This window comes from Streptomyces sp. NPDC006739, from assembly GCF_042869815.1.
GTDB lineage: Bacteria > Actinomycetota > Actinomycetes > Streptomycetales > Streptomycetaceae > Streptomyces.
The window spans coordinates 388,368-401,543 of the sequence record NZ_JBIAGM010000006.1; the positions used below are offsets into that span (position 1 = coordinate 388,368).

Annotated in this window: 12 protein-coding genes and 2 pseudogenes; 6 read left to right on the plus strand and 8 right to left on the minus strand. The window is 73.3% G+C overall.

All coding sequences use genetic code 11. The features are described 5' to 3' along the window. Positions 1–96 precede the first annotated feature (96 nt). From ACFYMM_RS15985 to ACFYMM_RS16000, 4 genes are all read left to right on the plus strand, one after another. Positions 97–1,719, plus strand: a complete 1,623-nt coding sequence (locus tag ACFYMM_RS15985) for an FAD-dependent monooxygenase (protein WP_388386650.1) — start codon at positions 97–99, stop codon at positions 1,717–1,719. 77 nt (positions 1,720–1,796) lie between these two features. Continuing rightward, positions 1,797–1,883, plus strand: a complete 87-nt coding sequence (locus tag ACFYMM_RS15990) for a putative leader peptide (RefSeq protein WP_313960178.1) — start codon at positions 1,797–1,799, stop codon at positions 1,881–1,883. Positions 1,884–1,954: 71 nt separating this feature from the next. Beyond that, positions 1,955–2,509 (plus strand): cysteine dioxygenase, encoded by a 555-nt coding sequence (locus ACFYMM_RS15995; protein WP_388386652.1) that lies wholly within the window; start codon positions 1,955–1,957, stop codon positions 2,507–2,509. Continuing rightward, the gene (locus ACFYMM_RS16000) at positions 2,500–2,955 is read left to right on the plus strand and encodes a rhodanese-like domain-containing protein (RefSeq protein WP_388386715.1); all 456 of its coding nucleotides are present in this window, start codon (positions 2,500–2,502) and stop codon (positions 2,953–2,955) included. Before ACFYMM_RS15995 ends, ACFYMM_RS16000 begins: the two co-directional genes overlap by 10 nt. Positions 2,956–3,028: 73 nt before the next feature. Here the strand turns inward: ACFYMM_RS16000 and ACFYMM_RS16005 are convergent. The 3 genes and pseudogenes from ACFYMM_RS16005 to recA all read right to left on the minus strand — a co-directional run bounded on the left by ACFYMM_RS16005 (position 3,029) and on the right by recA (position 7,412). Next, a pseudogene (locus ACFYMM_RS16005) lies at positions 3,029–5,349 on the minus strand (FtsX-like permease family protein). A 173-nt stretch (positions 5,350–5,522) separates the two neighbouring features. After that, positions 5,523–6,284 (minus strand): recombination regulator RecX, encoded by a 762-nt coding sequence (recX, locus tag ACFYMM_RS16010; RefSeq protein WP_388386654.1) that lies wholly within the window; start codon positions 6,282–6,284, stop codon positions 5,523–5,525. Between the two features lie 3 nt (positions 6,285–6,287). After that, on the minus strand, positions 6,288–7,412 hold the full coding sequence (gene recA, locus ACFYMM_RS16015; protein WP_388386656.1) for a recombinase RecA: 1,125 nt from the start codon (positions 7,410–7,412) through the stop codon (positions 6,288–6,290). A 323-nt stretch (positions 7,413–7,735) separates the two neighbouring features. Here recA and ACFYMM_RS16020 point away from each other — a divergent pair, with 323 nt between their 5' ends. Then, on the plus strand, positions 7,736–8,479 hold the full coding sequence (locus ACFYMM_RS16020; protein ID WP_388386658.1) for a hypothetical protein: 744 nt from the start codon (positions 7,736–7,738) through the stop codon (positions 8,477–8,479). Between the two features lie 44 nt (positions 8,480–8,523). Here the strand turns inward: ACFYMM_RS16020 and ACFYMM_RS16025 are convergent, their stop codons facing one another. Together ACFYMM_RS16025 and ACFYMM_RS16030 are read right to left on the minus strand one after the other, a co-directional pair. Beyond that, a complete protein-coding gene (locus ACFYMM_RS16025; RefSeq protein ID WP_388386660.1) occupies positions 8,524–9,789 on the minus strand; it encodes an AI-2E family transporter in 1,266 nt (421 codons plus the stop codon). Between the two features lie 60 nt (positions 9,790–9,849). Next, positions 9,850–10,044 (minus strand): DUF3046 domain-containing protein, encoded by a 195-nt coding sequence (locus ACFYMM_RS16030; RefSeq protein WP_388386662.1) that lies wholly within the window; start codon positions 10,042–10,044, stop codon positions 9,850–9,852. 80 nt (positions 10,045–10,124) lie between these two features. Here ACFYMM_RS16030 and ACFYMM_RS16035 point away from each other — a divergent pair, with 80 nt between their 5' ends. Next, positions 10,125–11,105 (plus strand): hypothetical protein, encoded by a 981-nt coding sequence (locus ACFYMM_RS16035; protein WP_388386664.1) that lies wholly within the window; start codon positions 10,125–10,127, stop codon positions 11,103–11,105. A 13-nt stretch (positions 11,106–11,118) separates the two neighbouring features. Here the strand turns inward: ACFYMM_RS16035 and ACFYMM_RS16040 are convergent, their stop codons facing one another. The 3 genes and pseudogenes from ACFYMM_RS16040 to ACFYMM_RS16050 all read right to left on the minus strand — a co-directional run. After that, entirely contained in the window at positions 11,119–11,427 is a 309-nt protein-coding gene (locus tag ACFYMM_RS16040) for an AzlD domain-containing protein (protein WP_388386667.1), read from the minus strand. After that, positions 11,424–12,200, minus strand: a complete 777-nt coding sequence (locus ACFYMM_RS16045) for an AzlC family ABC transporter permease (RefSeq protein WP_388386669.1) — start codon at positions 12,198–12,200, stop codon at positions 11,424–11,426. Before ACFYMM_RS16045 ends, ACFYMM_RS16040 begins: the two co-directional genes overlap by 4 nt. Beyond that, a pseudogene (locus tag ACFYMM_RS16050) lies at positions 12,104–13,063 on the minus strand (AraC family transcriptional regulator); the annotation flags it as partial. The pseudogene ACFYMM_RS16050 and the gene ACFYMM_RS16045, both read right to left, overlap by 97 nt. Positions 13,064–13,176 lie beyond the last annotated feature (113 nt).

Consider the following 13,176-nt stretch of genomic DNA (forward strand, 5'->3'; position numbering starts at 1 on the left):
AATGGGTTGCATACGTTCTGTGATCGTGCACCCCGCTCCACCTTCCTGTTCACCCAGGCCCGACAGGGCACCGCTGCGGGCAGGGGGCGCCGCGCCGTGGATCCGGTGATCATCGTCGGAGCGGGGCCCGTCGGGCTCACGCTCGCCCTGGCGCTGGCCCGCCAGGAGGTGCCGTCCGTCGTCCTCGACGAGGGCCCCGGCAAGGACGAACCACGCCCGGCGCGCACCGTCGTGCTGCGTGAGGACACCACCGCCCTGCTGACGCGGCTGACCCGCGTCCCGCTCGGCGACCAGGGCGTCCACTGGGCCGGATGGCGGTCGCTCAGGAGAAGGCAGGTGATGCGCGAGATCACCTTCGACGGCGCCGAGCCCGCCCCGCTGCACATCGCCCAGCACGTGCTGACGAACGCCCTGCGCGCCGCCCTCGCCGACGAGCCCCTGTCCAAGGTCGTGGTGGACAGCCGCCTGGACACCATCGAGCAGGAACGCTCCGGCGTCACCGCGCACACCCGGGGCCCCAAGGGCACCTGGTGGCGGGGAAGTTATGTGGTGGGCTGCGACGGCCCCCGTTCGACCGTGCGCAAGCTCCAGGACATCCGCTTCCCCGGCCGTACGGCGGTGGAACGGCACGCCGTCGCCGCGCTGCGCGCGGAACTTCCGTGGCCAGGCCAGGCGTTGCTCCATCGGCTGCCGCCGTGGCGGACGACCGGGCCCTCGGCCGGGGAGGTGACCGCCCGCCCCCTCCCGGACGGCGCGTGGCGCCTGGACTGGCTGCTGCCCCCGGGCAAGGACCTGGTCACGCCCGAGATGCTGGTCGCCCGCGTCCGCGAGACCCTCGCGGGCTGGACGGACGGCTCCACACCGCCGTACGACCTCCTCGACACGGGGGTCCACACGGTGCACCACCGGCTCGCCCGCAGGTGGCGGGTGGGCCGGGTGTTCGTCGCCGGGGACGCGGCCCACCTGCTCGGCGCGCTCGGCACACAGGGTCTCGACGAGGGCCTGCGGGATGCCGACAACCTCGCCTGGAAGCTGGCCCTGGCCTGGCACCACGGTCCGCACGAGGCACTGCTCGACAGCTATCAGGCGGAGCGGCGCGCCATCGTCGCCGCCCGGCTGCGCGCCGCCGACCAGGTGCTGCCGGTGCTGCGCGGCGGCGGTGCGCTGCGCGGTTACGTCCCCGGCGCGGCCCGGGGGCACGACACTCTGCTCACCGACGGTCATCTGGGGCGCGGGTCATTGGGCGCGCCAGGGGCGTACACCGACTCGCCGCTCGCGCCCCGGCGGCTGGAGGCCGAGGTCGCCATCGACACCCCGCCGGGTTCCCCGGTCACCGATGTGCGTGTCACGGCGGAGGACGGCACGTCCGTCCAGCTGCGCGACCGTCTCGGCCGCGGCGCCCTGCTGGTCGTGCTGATCGCGCCGGGCACGGGCGTGTGGGACCGCAAGCACTGGATGTCGGCCGGGCTGATGCCCCGGCTGGCGGCCGCGGTGACCGCGCTGCCGCACCCGGCCGAGTTGCTGGTCGCCGAGAGCTACCCGGGGGCGCCGGCGCACACCGTGCTGCTCGTGCGCCCAGACGGCCACCTGGTCACCGCGCTGAGCGGCGTCCGGCCGGCCGACCTCTACGCGGCGGCGGAGGCGGCGGTGGGCGGTCCCGCGAAGGAGGAGGCGCGGGCGGGTTCCACGGAGGCGCGGGCGGGCTCCGGCGCGCGTTGAGCGTGGCTCAGGTCACGCTCCGTCCACATGGTGACGCTGAGTTGACCGGTGTGTCCCGGCATGGTGTACTCCGGATCGTGACCGACACCTGTGTACGCCTGTGGCGGAGGGTCCACATGGACCTCGTCCGCTATGCGGGCTGCGTGTGTCGCCCGTCCTGCTGAACGCGCATTCCCCTTGTCCCACCGGGCGCCCCCGCGCGCCTGTTCGGCGAACGCTCTTCAGGACGGTCAACGTGTCTGTCTCCCCCTCCGTTTCTCCCTCCCTTCCCCCCTCGGCCGCCCCGGCCGCCGCCTCGGCGCCCACCCAGGCGGACCTCCTCGACTTCGTGCGGCGCACCGCCGCCGACGCCGAGCTGATCGCCTCCCTTCCGCTCGATCCCGATGGCCGTACCTGGGTGCGCCTGGAGGGACCCGGCGGCAGCGAGGCCTGGCTGATCGGCTGGCCGCCCGGCTCCGGCACCGGCTGGCACGACCACGCCGACTCGGTCGGCGCCTTCCTCACCGCCTCGGGCGAGCTGAAGGAGTACTCGCTCGCCGCCCGGCTGCCCACCGACGGCTGGAAGACCCTGGAACTCACCGAGGGAGTGGACCGCGAGCGCCGGCTGAGCGCCGGGCAGGGCCGCGCCTTCGGCCGCCACCATGTGCACGAGGTGCTCAACGAGTCCACCGAGCACCACGCGGTCTCCGTGCACGCCTACTACCCGCCGCTTCCTCGGATCCGCCGCTACAGCCGGAACGGACAGACGCTGCGCCTGGAACAGGTCGAGCGCCCCGAGGACTGGCAGTGAGCGGCGCGGAGCAGGGGCCCGTGGGCATCGACGCACTGCTGGAGCGGGTGCGCGAGGGTTACCGGCGCGTGGAGGCACAGGAGGCGTACGACGCGGCGCGGGCCGGTGACGCCCTGCTGGTCGACATCCGGTACGCGGCCCTGCGCGACCGGGACGGACTGATCCCCGGCGCACTCGTCGTCGAGCGCAACGAACTGGAGTGGCGACTCGATCCCCAGGGCAGCCACCGCCTCCCCGAGGCCACCGGGCACGAGGTGCGGGTCGTGGTGATCTGCAACGAGGGCTACGCCTCCAGCCTGGCCGCCGCCTCCCTGCACCAGTTGGGTCTGCACCGGGCTACGGACCTGGTGGGCGGCTTCCAGGCGTGGAAGACGGCGGGGCTGCCGGTGGCGAGCCCGGTGGGCGCGTCCGCCGAGGACGCGCCCGGCGCGCCCACCGACGGCTGAGCCGCCCCCTCCCGGTCGTCTCCTCCCTCCCAGTCGCTTCCTCCCTCCCAGTCGCTTCCTCCCTCCCGGTCGGCTACTCCTTGGCGGTCGCCACCGTCACCGCGCGGACCCTGAGCGCCACGCGTCCTGGCAGGGCGCCGGCCACCAGCACGAGGAGGCCGGCGAACGCGACGACGGTGACGTACGGCAACGGCGTGACGGTGGGGGCGGCCTGGCCGGTCATGCCGAGGCCGAACGCGGTGAGCACCGCGAGGGCGATACCGCTGCCGAGCGCCGTGGCGAGCAGCAGGACCGACAGCGCCTCGGTGCGCAGCATCCGCAGCACCTGGCGGCGCGTCGCCCCGGCGAGGCGGAGCAGCGCGAACTCACGGACACGTTCGGAGACCGACATGGCGAGCGTGTTGACGACGGCGATGGCGGTGAAGGCCAGGACCAGTCCCATGGCCAGGTAGTTGACCTCGGCGTTCGTCTGCTGCCGGTCGCCCCGCAGCGAGTCGGCGGCGGCCGGGGAGAGAACCCGCAGACCCGGGAACTCACGGAGGGTAGTCGCGAGTTGTGTCTGTGTGCGGGTCGTGCTGACGAGGACGGAGGAGGCGAGCGGGTTGTCGACGTGGTGGGCGACGAGGTCGTGCGCGAAGGTGAGGTCTCCGAAGCCGAGACCCCGGGCGTAGACGGCGGCGACGGTGAGCGTGGCGGGCGTGCCGTCGCCGAGGGTGAGCCTCAGGGGGCTTCCGGGTTTCAAGTGGTGTTGATCGGCGACCAGTTCGCTGACCGCGACGGTGTTCGCGGTCAGCCGGCCGAGGGAGCCTGCCGTGACCTTCGGGTCCCAGGTGCGGGTGAGGCCGGCGGGGGTGACGCCCTGGGCGGCGTACTTGTCCAGGCCCACGCGAACAGTCGTGCGGACGACTTCGGTGACGGCGTCATGGCCGGTCCGCAACTGCCGTGCGGCCGCGGCGGGGATGCCGGGCCCGCGGGCGGCGACGACCCAGTCGGCGGTGACGCCTTCGCGGGCCTGGGCGCGGGCGGCGGCGCCGAGGGTGGACTGGACGAACAGGACGGTGCAGGTCATGCCGATGAGCAGGGTGAGGGGGGTGACGACGGAGGCCATGCGGGTGGCGTTGCCGCGCAGGTTGGCGGTGGCGAGCCGGCCACCGTGACCGGTGAGCCGCAGCGGGCCGGCGAGCAGCAGCGCGGCCGCCTTGACGAGCAGCGGGCCGAGCAGGGCGACGGAGGTGGACAGGACCACGACGGCGAGGAAGGTGACGGGAGTCGAGGCCGGTTCGGTGCGCAGCGAGGTGAGGACGGCGACGAGGACGGTCCCGGCGGCGAGCAGCAGCAGGCCGGCCGCGACCCGTCCCCAGGCGGGGCGGGTGTTCTCGGTGCCGGCCTCGGTCAGGGCCTGCGCCGGGCGGATCCGGGTGATCCGGCGGGAGGCGATACGGGCCGCCGTCCAGGCCGCCGACAGGGTGGCGGCGAGGGCCGCCAGCACCGGGAAGACGCTCACCGTGTGCCGCAGCGTGTCGGGTACGGCGCCCAGGGCGACGAACCTGCTGTTCAGCAGGCCGCCCAGGGGCAGGCCGAGCAGCGCGCCCGCCGTGCCCGCCGCGGCGCCGACGATGAGCGCCTCGCGGCCGAGCAGCTTGCGGATCTGTCCGGGGGTGGCTGCGATGGCGCGGAGCAGGGCCAGTTCGCGGTGGCGCTGCTGGACGGTGAGCGCGAAGGTGCCGACGACCACGAGGATCGCCACCAGCAGCGAGGTGCCGCCCATCGCGCCGCCCATGCTGACCAGCCGGGTGCGGGCCGCCGCCGCGTCCAGGAACTCGACGGGGCCGCGGGCGTCGCCGGTGCTGACCTGGGCGGTGGTGCCGTGCAGCGTCCCGGCCACCGCCTGCCGCAGCTTTCGCGGGTCCGTGCCGGGCGTGGGCAGCACGCCGAATGCCGTGACCTGCCCGGGGTGTGCGGCCAGTCGGCGGGCCTCGGCGGCGGAGAAGAACAGGGACGTCTGGTGGTGCACGTCCGCGACCGGGGTGGCGATGCCGGTGATCCGGTAGCTGCGCGGTGTCTGCGTCGACTGCACGGTGAGCTGGTCCCCGGGCCGGAGGTGGGCGCGGGCGGCGAGGTAGCGGTCCACCACGAGGTCTGTGCCGGCGGTGGGGGCGGTGCCCTCGGCCAGCCGGTACGGCGTCAGCGCGGCGGACGCCCAGGCGTGTCCGTAGGCGGTACGGCGAGGGGCGCCGCCGCGTAGCGCTCGGTGCGGATCGTGCCGCGCAGACCGGTCTCGAGGAGGGTGCCGCAGGCGGAGATGAGGGCGGCCGCGCACATCAGGGCGAGGAAGGCGCCCAGGAAGCCGGCCTTGCGGGCGCGGACGGTCTGGAGGGCGTAACGCAGCATCATGATGAGCGGGCTCTTTTCTGTTGTGTGCCGCCGAGTCCAGGGACTTCGGCCTCGGGCTTTCGCTCTCCGAGGCGTGCGTACACGTTCGCCCGCGCGGTGCCGTGGGCGCACTGCGGTGGCCCGGCATGTTGTCCGGGGGGACAACCCCACCCCCGGACATGGCCCTCGGGCCGTCAGAACCCGTCGTCCTCCAGGAAGTCCGTGTCCTCGCCCTCTTCCTCCAGCGCCTGCCGGACGACCCGCAGGGCCATGCCCTCGGGGTAGCCCTTGCGGGCGAGCATGCCGGCGAGGCGCCGCAGCCGCTTGTCGCGGTCGAGGCCCCGGGTGGCGCGCAGCTTGCGGTCGACGAGGTCGCGGGCGGTCGTCTCCTCCTGCTCCGAGTCGAGCTGGGCGACGGCCTCGTCGATCAGCGCCGCGTCGACGCCCTTGGTCCGCAGTTCCCGGGCGAGCGCGCGGCGGGCCAGTCCCCGGCCGTGGTGCCGGGACTCCACCCAGGCGTCCGCGAACGCGCCGTCGTCGATCAGTCCGACCTCCTCGAACCGCGACAGCACCTCCTGGGCCACGTCCTCGGGGATGTCCCGCTTGCGCAGGGCGTCCGCGAGTTGCTTGCGGGTGCGCGGGGTCCCGGTGAGCAGGCGCAGACAGATAGCCCGCGCCCGCTCAGCCGGGTCCCCTGAAGACTCCCCTTGCTCGGCCCTCGACGAGGAGGGGGCGTCTTCGTCTTCACCGGCCGCTTCCCCGAAGCGGCGCCGCCCCCGCGCGCGCCCGCCTCGGGAGCCGGCCCCGCGCCTGCCCCGGCCGGAGGAGCCGTCGTCGTCGGTCCCGGGGCCGCCGTCGCCGTCCCGGGCGGGGCCCGGGTCGCCCCCGATGCCCCTCCCCCGTGGGGCATCGGGGGAGGTGTACTCGTACTCGGCCCAGTCGGTTCGTCGTGTCACGGGTCAGCTCTTGGCAGCGGCGGCCTTGGGCTTGGTGGCCTTGGCGGCGGCCGGAGCGGCGGCCGGCTTCGCGTCGTCGGCCCCCGTGGTGACCGCCGCGTCCGCGCCGGGCTCGGCGGTGGGCTCCTCCGGCCGGACACCGACGCCCAGCTTCTCCTTGATCTTCTTCTCGATCTCGTTGGCCAGGTCGGGGTTGTCCTTGAGGAAGTTGCGCGCGTTCTCCTTGCCCTGGCCGAGCTGGTCGCCCTCGTACGTGTACCAGGCGCCGGCCTTGCGGACGAAGCCGTTCTCCACGCCCATGTCGATCAGACCGCCCTCGCGGCTGATCCCCTGGCCGTAGAGGATGTCGAACTCGGCCTGCTTGAAGGGCGGCGCGACCTTGTTCTTGACGACCTTGACGCGGGTGCGGTTGCCGACCGCGTCGGTGCCGTCCTTCAGCGTCTCGATGCGGCGGATGTCGAGTCGCACGGAGGCGTAGAACTTCAGCGCCCGGCCACCGGTCGTGGTCTCCGGGGAGCCGAACATCACGCCGATCTTCTCGCGGAGCTGGTTGATGAAGATCGCGGTGGTCTTGGACTGGTTGAGCGCGCTGGTGATCTTCCGCAGGGCCTGGCTCATCAGACGGGCCTGCAGACCGACGTGGCTGTCGCCCATCTCGCCCTCGATCTCCGCGCGCGGGACGAGCGCGGCGACGGAGTCGATGACGATCAGGTCGAGCGCGCCGGAGCGGACCAGCATGTCCACGATCTCCAGCGCCTGCTCGCCGTTGTCCGGCTGGGACAGGATCAGGTTGTCGATGTCGACGCCGAGCTTGCGGGCGTACTCCGGGTCGAGGGCGTGCTCCGCGTCCACGAAGGCCACCTGGCCACCGGCCTTCTGGGCGTTGGCCACCGCGTGCAGGGTCAGGGTCGTCTTGCCGGAGGACTCCGGTCCGTAGATCTCCACGACACGGCCGCGCGGCAGGCCGCCGACGCCGAGCGCGACGTCGAGCGCGGTCGACCCGGTCGGGATGACCTCGATGGGCTCCTTCGACCGCTCGCCCATGCGCATGACCGCGCCCTTGCCGAATTGCCGTTCAATCTGTGCGAGCGCGGCGTCGAGCGCCTTCTCGCGGTCGGTTCCTGCCATGGGTTCCACCCGGTTTGCTTGAGTCGATCGCTTCACGTCAAAGACGCTAACGCCTGCCACTGACAATGCGCCCCGACGTCGGGCCGGCCTGTGGATAACTAGGGGACATCTCCACTCGAACCACGTCGAAATCCCTGCCAAGGGCCTTGCCCGAGCCTCAATAAGAATAGATGTTCGATTTTAGTGTCAAGCGCACCACACGGCACTCGGGGCCGCCCCCGGTGCCTGCGGGGCACAGGGCGGCCCCGCTGCTCCGGGTGGTGTACGGCGGGTGTCTTCGGTCGGACGACGACCACGCGCGCCGCTCTCGGGAGCCTTGGCGCATGAAGAACCCGCGCCCCGTCGAGCGTCTCTGCCACGCGACCGGCCTGCTCCTCGTCCTCTCCGGACTCACGCACCTGGTGGTGTTCGCGGTGGACGGCGGCCCCTGGTACGGCCCCGTCTCCTGGCGCAAGCCCGTCACGTTCGGGCTCTCCTTCGGGGCGACCTTGATCGCTGTCACCTGGGTCACCTCGTACCTGCGCGTGGGGCCCCGGCAGCGCGCCGTCCTGCTCGTCGTGTTCGCCGCCGACTGCGTGCTGGAGGTCGGCGGTATCACGCTGCAGGCGTGGCGCCGGGTGCCCTCGCACCTCAACATGGAGACGCCCTTCGACACGGCGGTGTCCATGACGCTCGCGGTGGGCGGCGGCGTCCTGGTGGTGCTGCTCACCGCCTTCGCGGTCGCGTCCTTCCAGCAGCGGCCGGCCGGCCCCGCCGGGATGCCGCTCGCGGTCCGCTCCGGCTTCGCGATCCTGCTCGTGGCGCTGGCCTCCGGAGCCGCGATGATCGCGCGCGGGGTCGCCCTGGCCCGGACCGGTCACCAGGAGGCCGCCTTCCACTCGACGGCCCCGCTCAAGCCGCTGCACGGGGTGAGCCTGCACGCCGTCCTGGTCCTGCCCGCGCTGGCCGCCCTGCTCGCCCGTACCCAGTGGAGTGAGCGCGTGCGGTGGCGGATCGTGGCCGCGGCGGTCGGCTGTTACGCGGCCGCCGTCGCGGGAGCCGGGGTGTGGGCGGCCCTGACGTACTGAGCACGCGTACGCACGGCGCCTGGGGACGTGGCCCCGCGCGCGTCCTAGGAAGAACCCTCCTGCGAGGCGACCGGCTCCCCCGCCCCCGGCTGCCGCGACCACAGCCCCCGCGCTCGCGTGAACAGGCCCGGTCCGCCCTGTCCTCGGCTGCGGTGTCCGTGCACCCGGGGGTCGTCCGTGACGTCGTACCGCCTGACGTACGCCCCCAGGAAGGCCTGGAGCGTGGCGACCGCGGGGATCGCGATCAGCGCGCCGACGGCGCCGAGCAGGGCGGTGCCCGCGATGACCGACCCGAAGGCGACGGCCGGATGGATGTCGACGGTCTTGGAGGTCAGCTTGGGCTGCAGGACGTAGTTCTCGAACTGCTGGTAGAGCACCACGAAGACCAGCACCCACACCGCGTACCAGGGTGCCACCGTGAAGGCGATCAGCATCGGCAGTGCGCCGGCGAGGTAGGTGCCGATGGTCGGGATGAACTGCGAGACCAGTCCCACCCAGACGCCGAGCACGGGCGCGTACGGCACGCCCAGCGCCTGGAGCAGGACGTAGTGCGCGATCCCGGAGACGAGTGCCATCAGACCGCGCGAGTACAGGTAGCCGCCGGTCTTGTCCACGGCGATCTCCCAGGCCCGCAGCACCTCGGCCTGGCGCGCGGGCGGCAGCACGGAGCACAGGGCGCGCCGCAGCCGGGGGCCGTCGGCGGCGAAGTAGAACGAGAACAGGGTGACCGTCAGCAGTTGGAAGAGCCCGCCGAGCACCTGGGCGGACACGTCGAGCACACCGGCCGCGCTGTTCTGCGCGTACTTGCGCAGCCAGTCGGAGTGCAGCAGTCCCTCCTGGACGTCCACCCGCTTGAGATCCGAGTGGAACGTCTGGTTGACCCAGTTGATGAGCGAGTCGAGGTAGGCCGGGAAGCCCTCGACCATCTTGATGATCTGGCCCGCGAGCATCGAACCGAGCAAGGCGACGAATCCGGCACTGAAGATCATCAGCCCCAGGAAGACCAGGAAGGTGGCGAGCCCCCGGCGCATCCCGCGCGTCGCCATCCGGCTCACCGCGGGCTCGATGGCAAGCGCCAGGAAGAACGCGATGAGGATGTTGATCAGCAGGCCGGTCAGCTGGTGGAAGGCCCAGCTGCCCAGCTGGAACGCGGCTATGAGCGCGAGCGCGAGCACCATGGCACGCGGCAGCCATCTCGGCATGCGGGCGCCCGGCAGGGCGGTGCCCCCGGCCGGGGGCCGGGCGGGCGGCGTCGTGCCGGACGGGGAGGCGTGCGGGGCGGTCGGCCCGTGATCGTCAGTGGGTGCCACGGTGCAAGTCTCGCCCACGCCACCGACAACCCGGTGCCCGCCCGCGGTCTCCGGGACCGGTCAGCGCCTCTCCCCCGGAACGTTCATCACCGTGCAGACCACCCGCCACACGTCCTTCGCCTCCCAGCCGGCGTCCAGCGCCTCGTGCACCGTCCGCTCGCCCAGCTCCGACATCACGTGATCGTGCGCGAAGGTGTCGGCGTACCCCGGACCGAAGTGTTCCGCCATCCGCTGCCAGAAGACCGTCAACCGCATGACCCCAGTATCCCGCTCCTGGGGGTGGGCCCCGCCCGGGACCACGTGCCGAGACCGCTTTCCGTCCTACGGTCTGACCCATGGCCGAATCAGGAGCTTCCCCACTCCCCCCTATGCCCCCCGCGTCCCCGGCACCCTCGGCGCACTCGGTGCCCTCGGCGCGTTCCGCGCTCTTCCACGCCGAGCAGTTCGTCTGGCTCACCGCGCGCGTGCTGGAGCAGCACCTCTTCGCGTACCACTTCCTGAACGGCGGCGCCGATCCGGTGGAGGCGGCGCTGGACGCCTACCGCAACGAGGACGGCGGATACGGTCACGCGCTGGAACCCGATCTGCGCGGTCCGGTGAGCCAACCCCTGCACACCGGTCACGCGCTGGCCGTGCTGGACGCCATCGGGCGCTGCGGCGGGCAGCGGGTGGAACGCGTGTGCCGCTATCTGACCTCCGTCTCGACCCCGGACGGCGCCCTGCCGGCGATCCACCCCAGCCAACGCGGCTATCCGGCGGCCCCGTTCATCCCGGTCGTGGACGACCCGCCCGGCGAACTGCTCGCCACCGGCCCGGTGGTGGGCCTGCTGCACCGCAACGAGGTGTGGCACGCCTGGCTGTTCCGGGCCACCGACTTCTGCTGGCAGGCGGTGGAGTCCCTGGACAAGTCCCATCCCTACGAGGTCGAGGCCGCCGTGGCGTTCCTGGACTCGGCGCCCGATCGCCCGCGCGCGGAGGCGGCCGCCGACCGGCTGGGCCGCCTGGTCCGTGAGCAACGCCTCGCCGCGCTGGACCCGGAGCGCCTCGACGCCTACCCGGTCGCCCCCGGCTACGCCCCGGGCGAGCACCACTTCCCCCACGACTACGCGAAGACCCCCCGCTCACTCGCGCGCGCGTGGTTCACGGACGACGAGATGACCCGCTCGCTGGACTTCCTCGCCGGTCAACAGGGCGATGACGGCGGCTGGCCGCTGCGATGGCGCCAGTGGGCGCCGGGCACCGCCCTGGAGGCGCGCCCCCTGGTGACGATCGAGGCGCTGCGCACCCTGAGGGCGTACGGCCGCTTCGTGGGATGACGCCGAGGGGTCCTCACCCGCCGACGGCCCGCACTCCGGCGGTCACCAGCACGGCCGCCGCGACGACCAGCAGGAAGGGTGCGCGCAGCACCAGCGCCGCGGCGGCCGCCGCCAGCCCGGCGGCCCTGGCGTCCAGCACCAGCCGGTGACCGTCGGCGAACGTCTGCTGGGCGGTGAGCGCCGCCAGCAGGGCGACGGGCAGCAGGGCGGCGAGCCGCCTCACCAGCGGCCGTTCCAGGGCGCCCGTCGGCACCAGCAGTCCGGCGAGCTTGACGGCGTAGCAGCCGACGGCGGTCGCGGCGATGGCGATCCAGGTGTTCAACGGTCCCCCTCCGACACTGCCGACGCTTCCGGTGCTGTTCCCTCTGTCGCGGGGGCGGGCCGACCACCGCGCCGTCCCTGCGCGAACAGTGCGACCGGTGCCGCGAGTGCGGCCGCCAGGACCGGTACCCCGGCCGGCAGGACGGGCAGCAGACCGAGCCCGAGCAGTACGGCGAGGCCCGCCACCGCGCGCTCGGTGACCGTCTTCACCATGGGCGCGAGCAGCGCCAGGAAGACGGCGGGTCCGGCCGCGTCCAGCCCCCACGCGTCGGTGTCCCCGAGGGCCTTGGCGCCCAGCGCGCCGAGCAGCGTGGTGAGGTTCCACAGCAGGTACAGGCTGATCCCGGTGACGGTGAAGCCGACCCGCGCGGCGCGCCGCGTCGGCTGGGCGACGGCCACCGCCGTCGTCTCGTCGATCACCCACTGGGCGGCGAACGGCCGCACCGCGCGCGGGAGAGCGAGCAATTGCGACAGCCGCAGGCCGTAGAAGGCGTTGCGGACGCCGAGGAAGAACGCCCCGGCGGCGGCCGTGAGCGGATTCCCTCCGGCCGCGAGCGCGCCCACCAGGGCGAACTGGGAGGCTCCGGTGAACACCAGGAGGCTGAGCGCGCACGTCTGCAGCAGGCCGAGCCCGCTGCCGGCCGAGGTCACCCCGAAGGCGAAACCGGACAGGCCCACGGCGATCCCGACCCCGAGGGCGTCCCGTACGACGGCGGCGTCGGGTTTGCCCCCGTCGTCATCGCGTATGTCTGTGAGAGCTGTCTGTCGTGCCACACGCCGGACGTTACGGGCCGCGGTCACCCGGGGTCTTGTACGTTCTTGCGCTCGCGCTGGTAGGCGCCGGGAGGGACGCCGACGATCCGGGCGAAGTGCCGGTTGAGGTGCGGCTGGTCGGTGAAGCCGACGGCCACGGCCGCCCGCGCCGGGCTGGTCCCGGCGTCCAGCAGATGCCGCGCGCGGCGCACGCGGGCGTCGGTCAGCCAGGCGTGCGGTGGCATGCCGTAGGCCGCGCGGAACGCCCGTAGCAGCGCGAAGGGGCTGGTTCCGAGATCGGTGGCGAGCTGCTCCAGGGTCGGCGGCTCGGCCAGTCGCTCCTGGAGCACGGCACGCGCGTGTGCCGCGAGCCGCGCTCCGGCCGCCCGGACCCGGCGCTCGGGCAGCGGGCCGCCGTTCAGTCGCAGCAGCCGGGTCACGGCCACCCGCAGAAGCGTGTCGGCGGCCAGGGCGTTGCCCTCGTCGGCGGCGCGCAGGACCTGGTGGACCAGGCGGGCGGTGTACGGATCGTCGAGCACGGGGCTGACGAAGCCGGGGGCGCCCCGGATGGTCGTGATCTCCGCGGCGATCTGTGCCACCACCTCGGGCGGCGGATAGACCGCGCCGTAGCGCCAGCCCTCCGGAACGCCCGCCCGGCCGGTGTGCGCGGTGTCCGGATTGACCAGCGCGAGCGCGCCCGGTCCGGCGGACACGTCGGATCCGCCGTGGTGGAAGACCTCGACGCCGTCGGCGATGGCAGCGATCACGAAGTTCTCGTGGGTGTGCCGGACGAAGGTCTTGCTGATGTAGCGGGCCCGCAGCAGGTCGACGCCGGGCAGCTGCTCGTACTGCCAGTGCCGTGCCCGCTCCCTCGAAACCGCCATGCGGCCATTGTCCGCCACTCGGCCGACCACCCGCCGGATCCGGGCCCCGCCCGGCCCCGCTCATGGCCCGGCCGATCGAGTCTTCGCAGGTCAGGGCGATTGTCAGTGGCCGG

Excerpts from the sequence above, each read along its gene's own strand:
- recA (WP_388386656.1), bottom strand. The coding sequence starts at position 7,412 with ATGGCAGGAACCGACCGCGAGAAGGCGCTCGACGCCGCGCTCGCACAG.
- ACFYMM_RS16020 (WP_388386658.1), top strand. The coding sequence starts at position 7,736 with ATGAAGAACCCGCGCCCCGTCGAGCGTCTCTGCCACGCGACCGGCCTG.
- ACFYMM_RS16030 (WP_388386662.1), bottom strand. The coding sequence starts at position 10,044 with ATGCGGTTGACGGTCTTCTGGCAGCGGATGGCGGAACACTTCGGTCCG.
- ACFYMM_RS16035 (WP_388386664.1), top strand. The coding sequence starts at position 10,125 with ATGGCCGAATCAGGAGCTTCCCCACTCCCCCCTATGCCCCCCGCGTCC.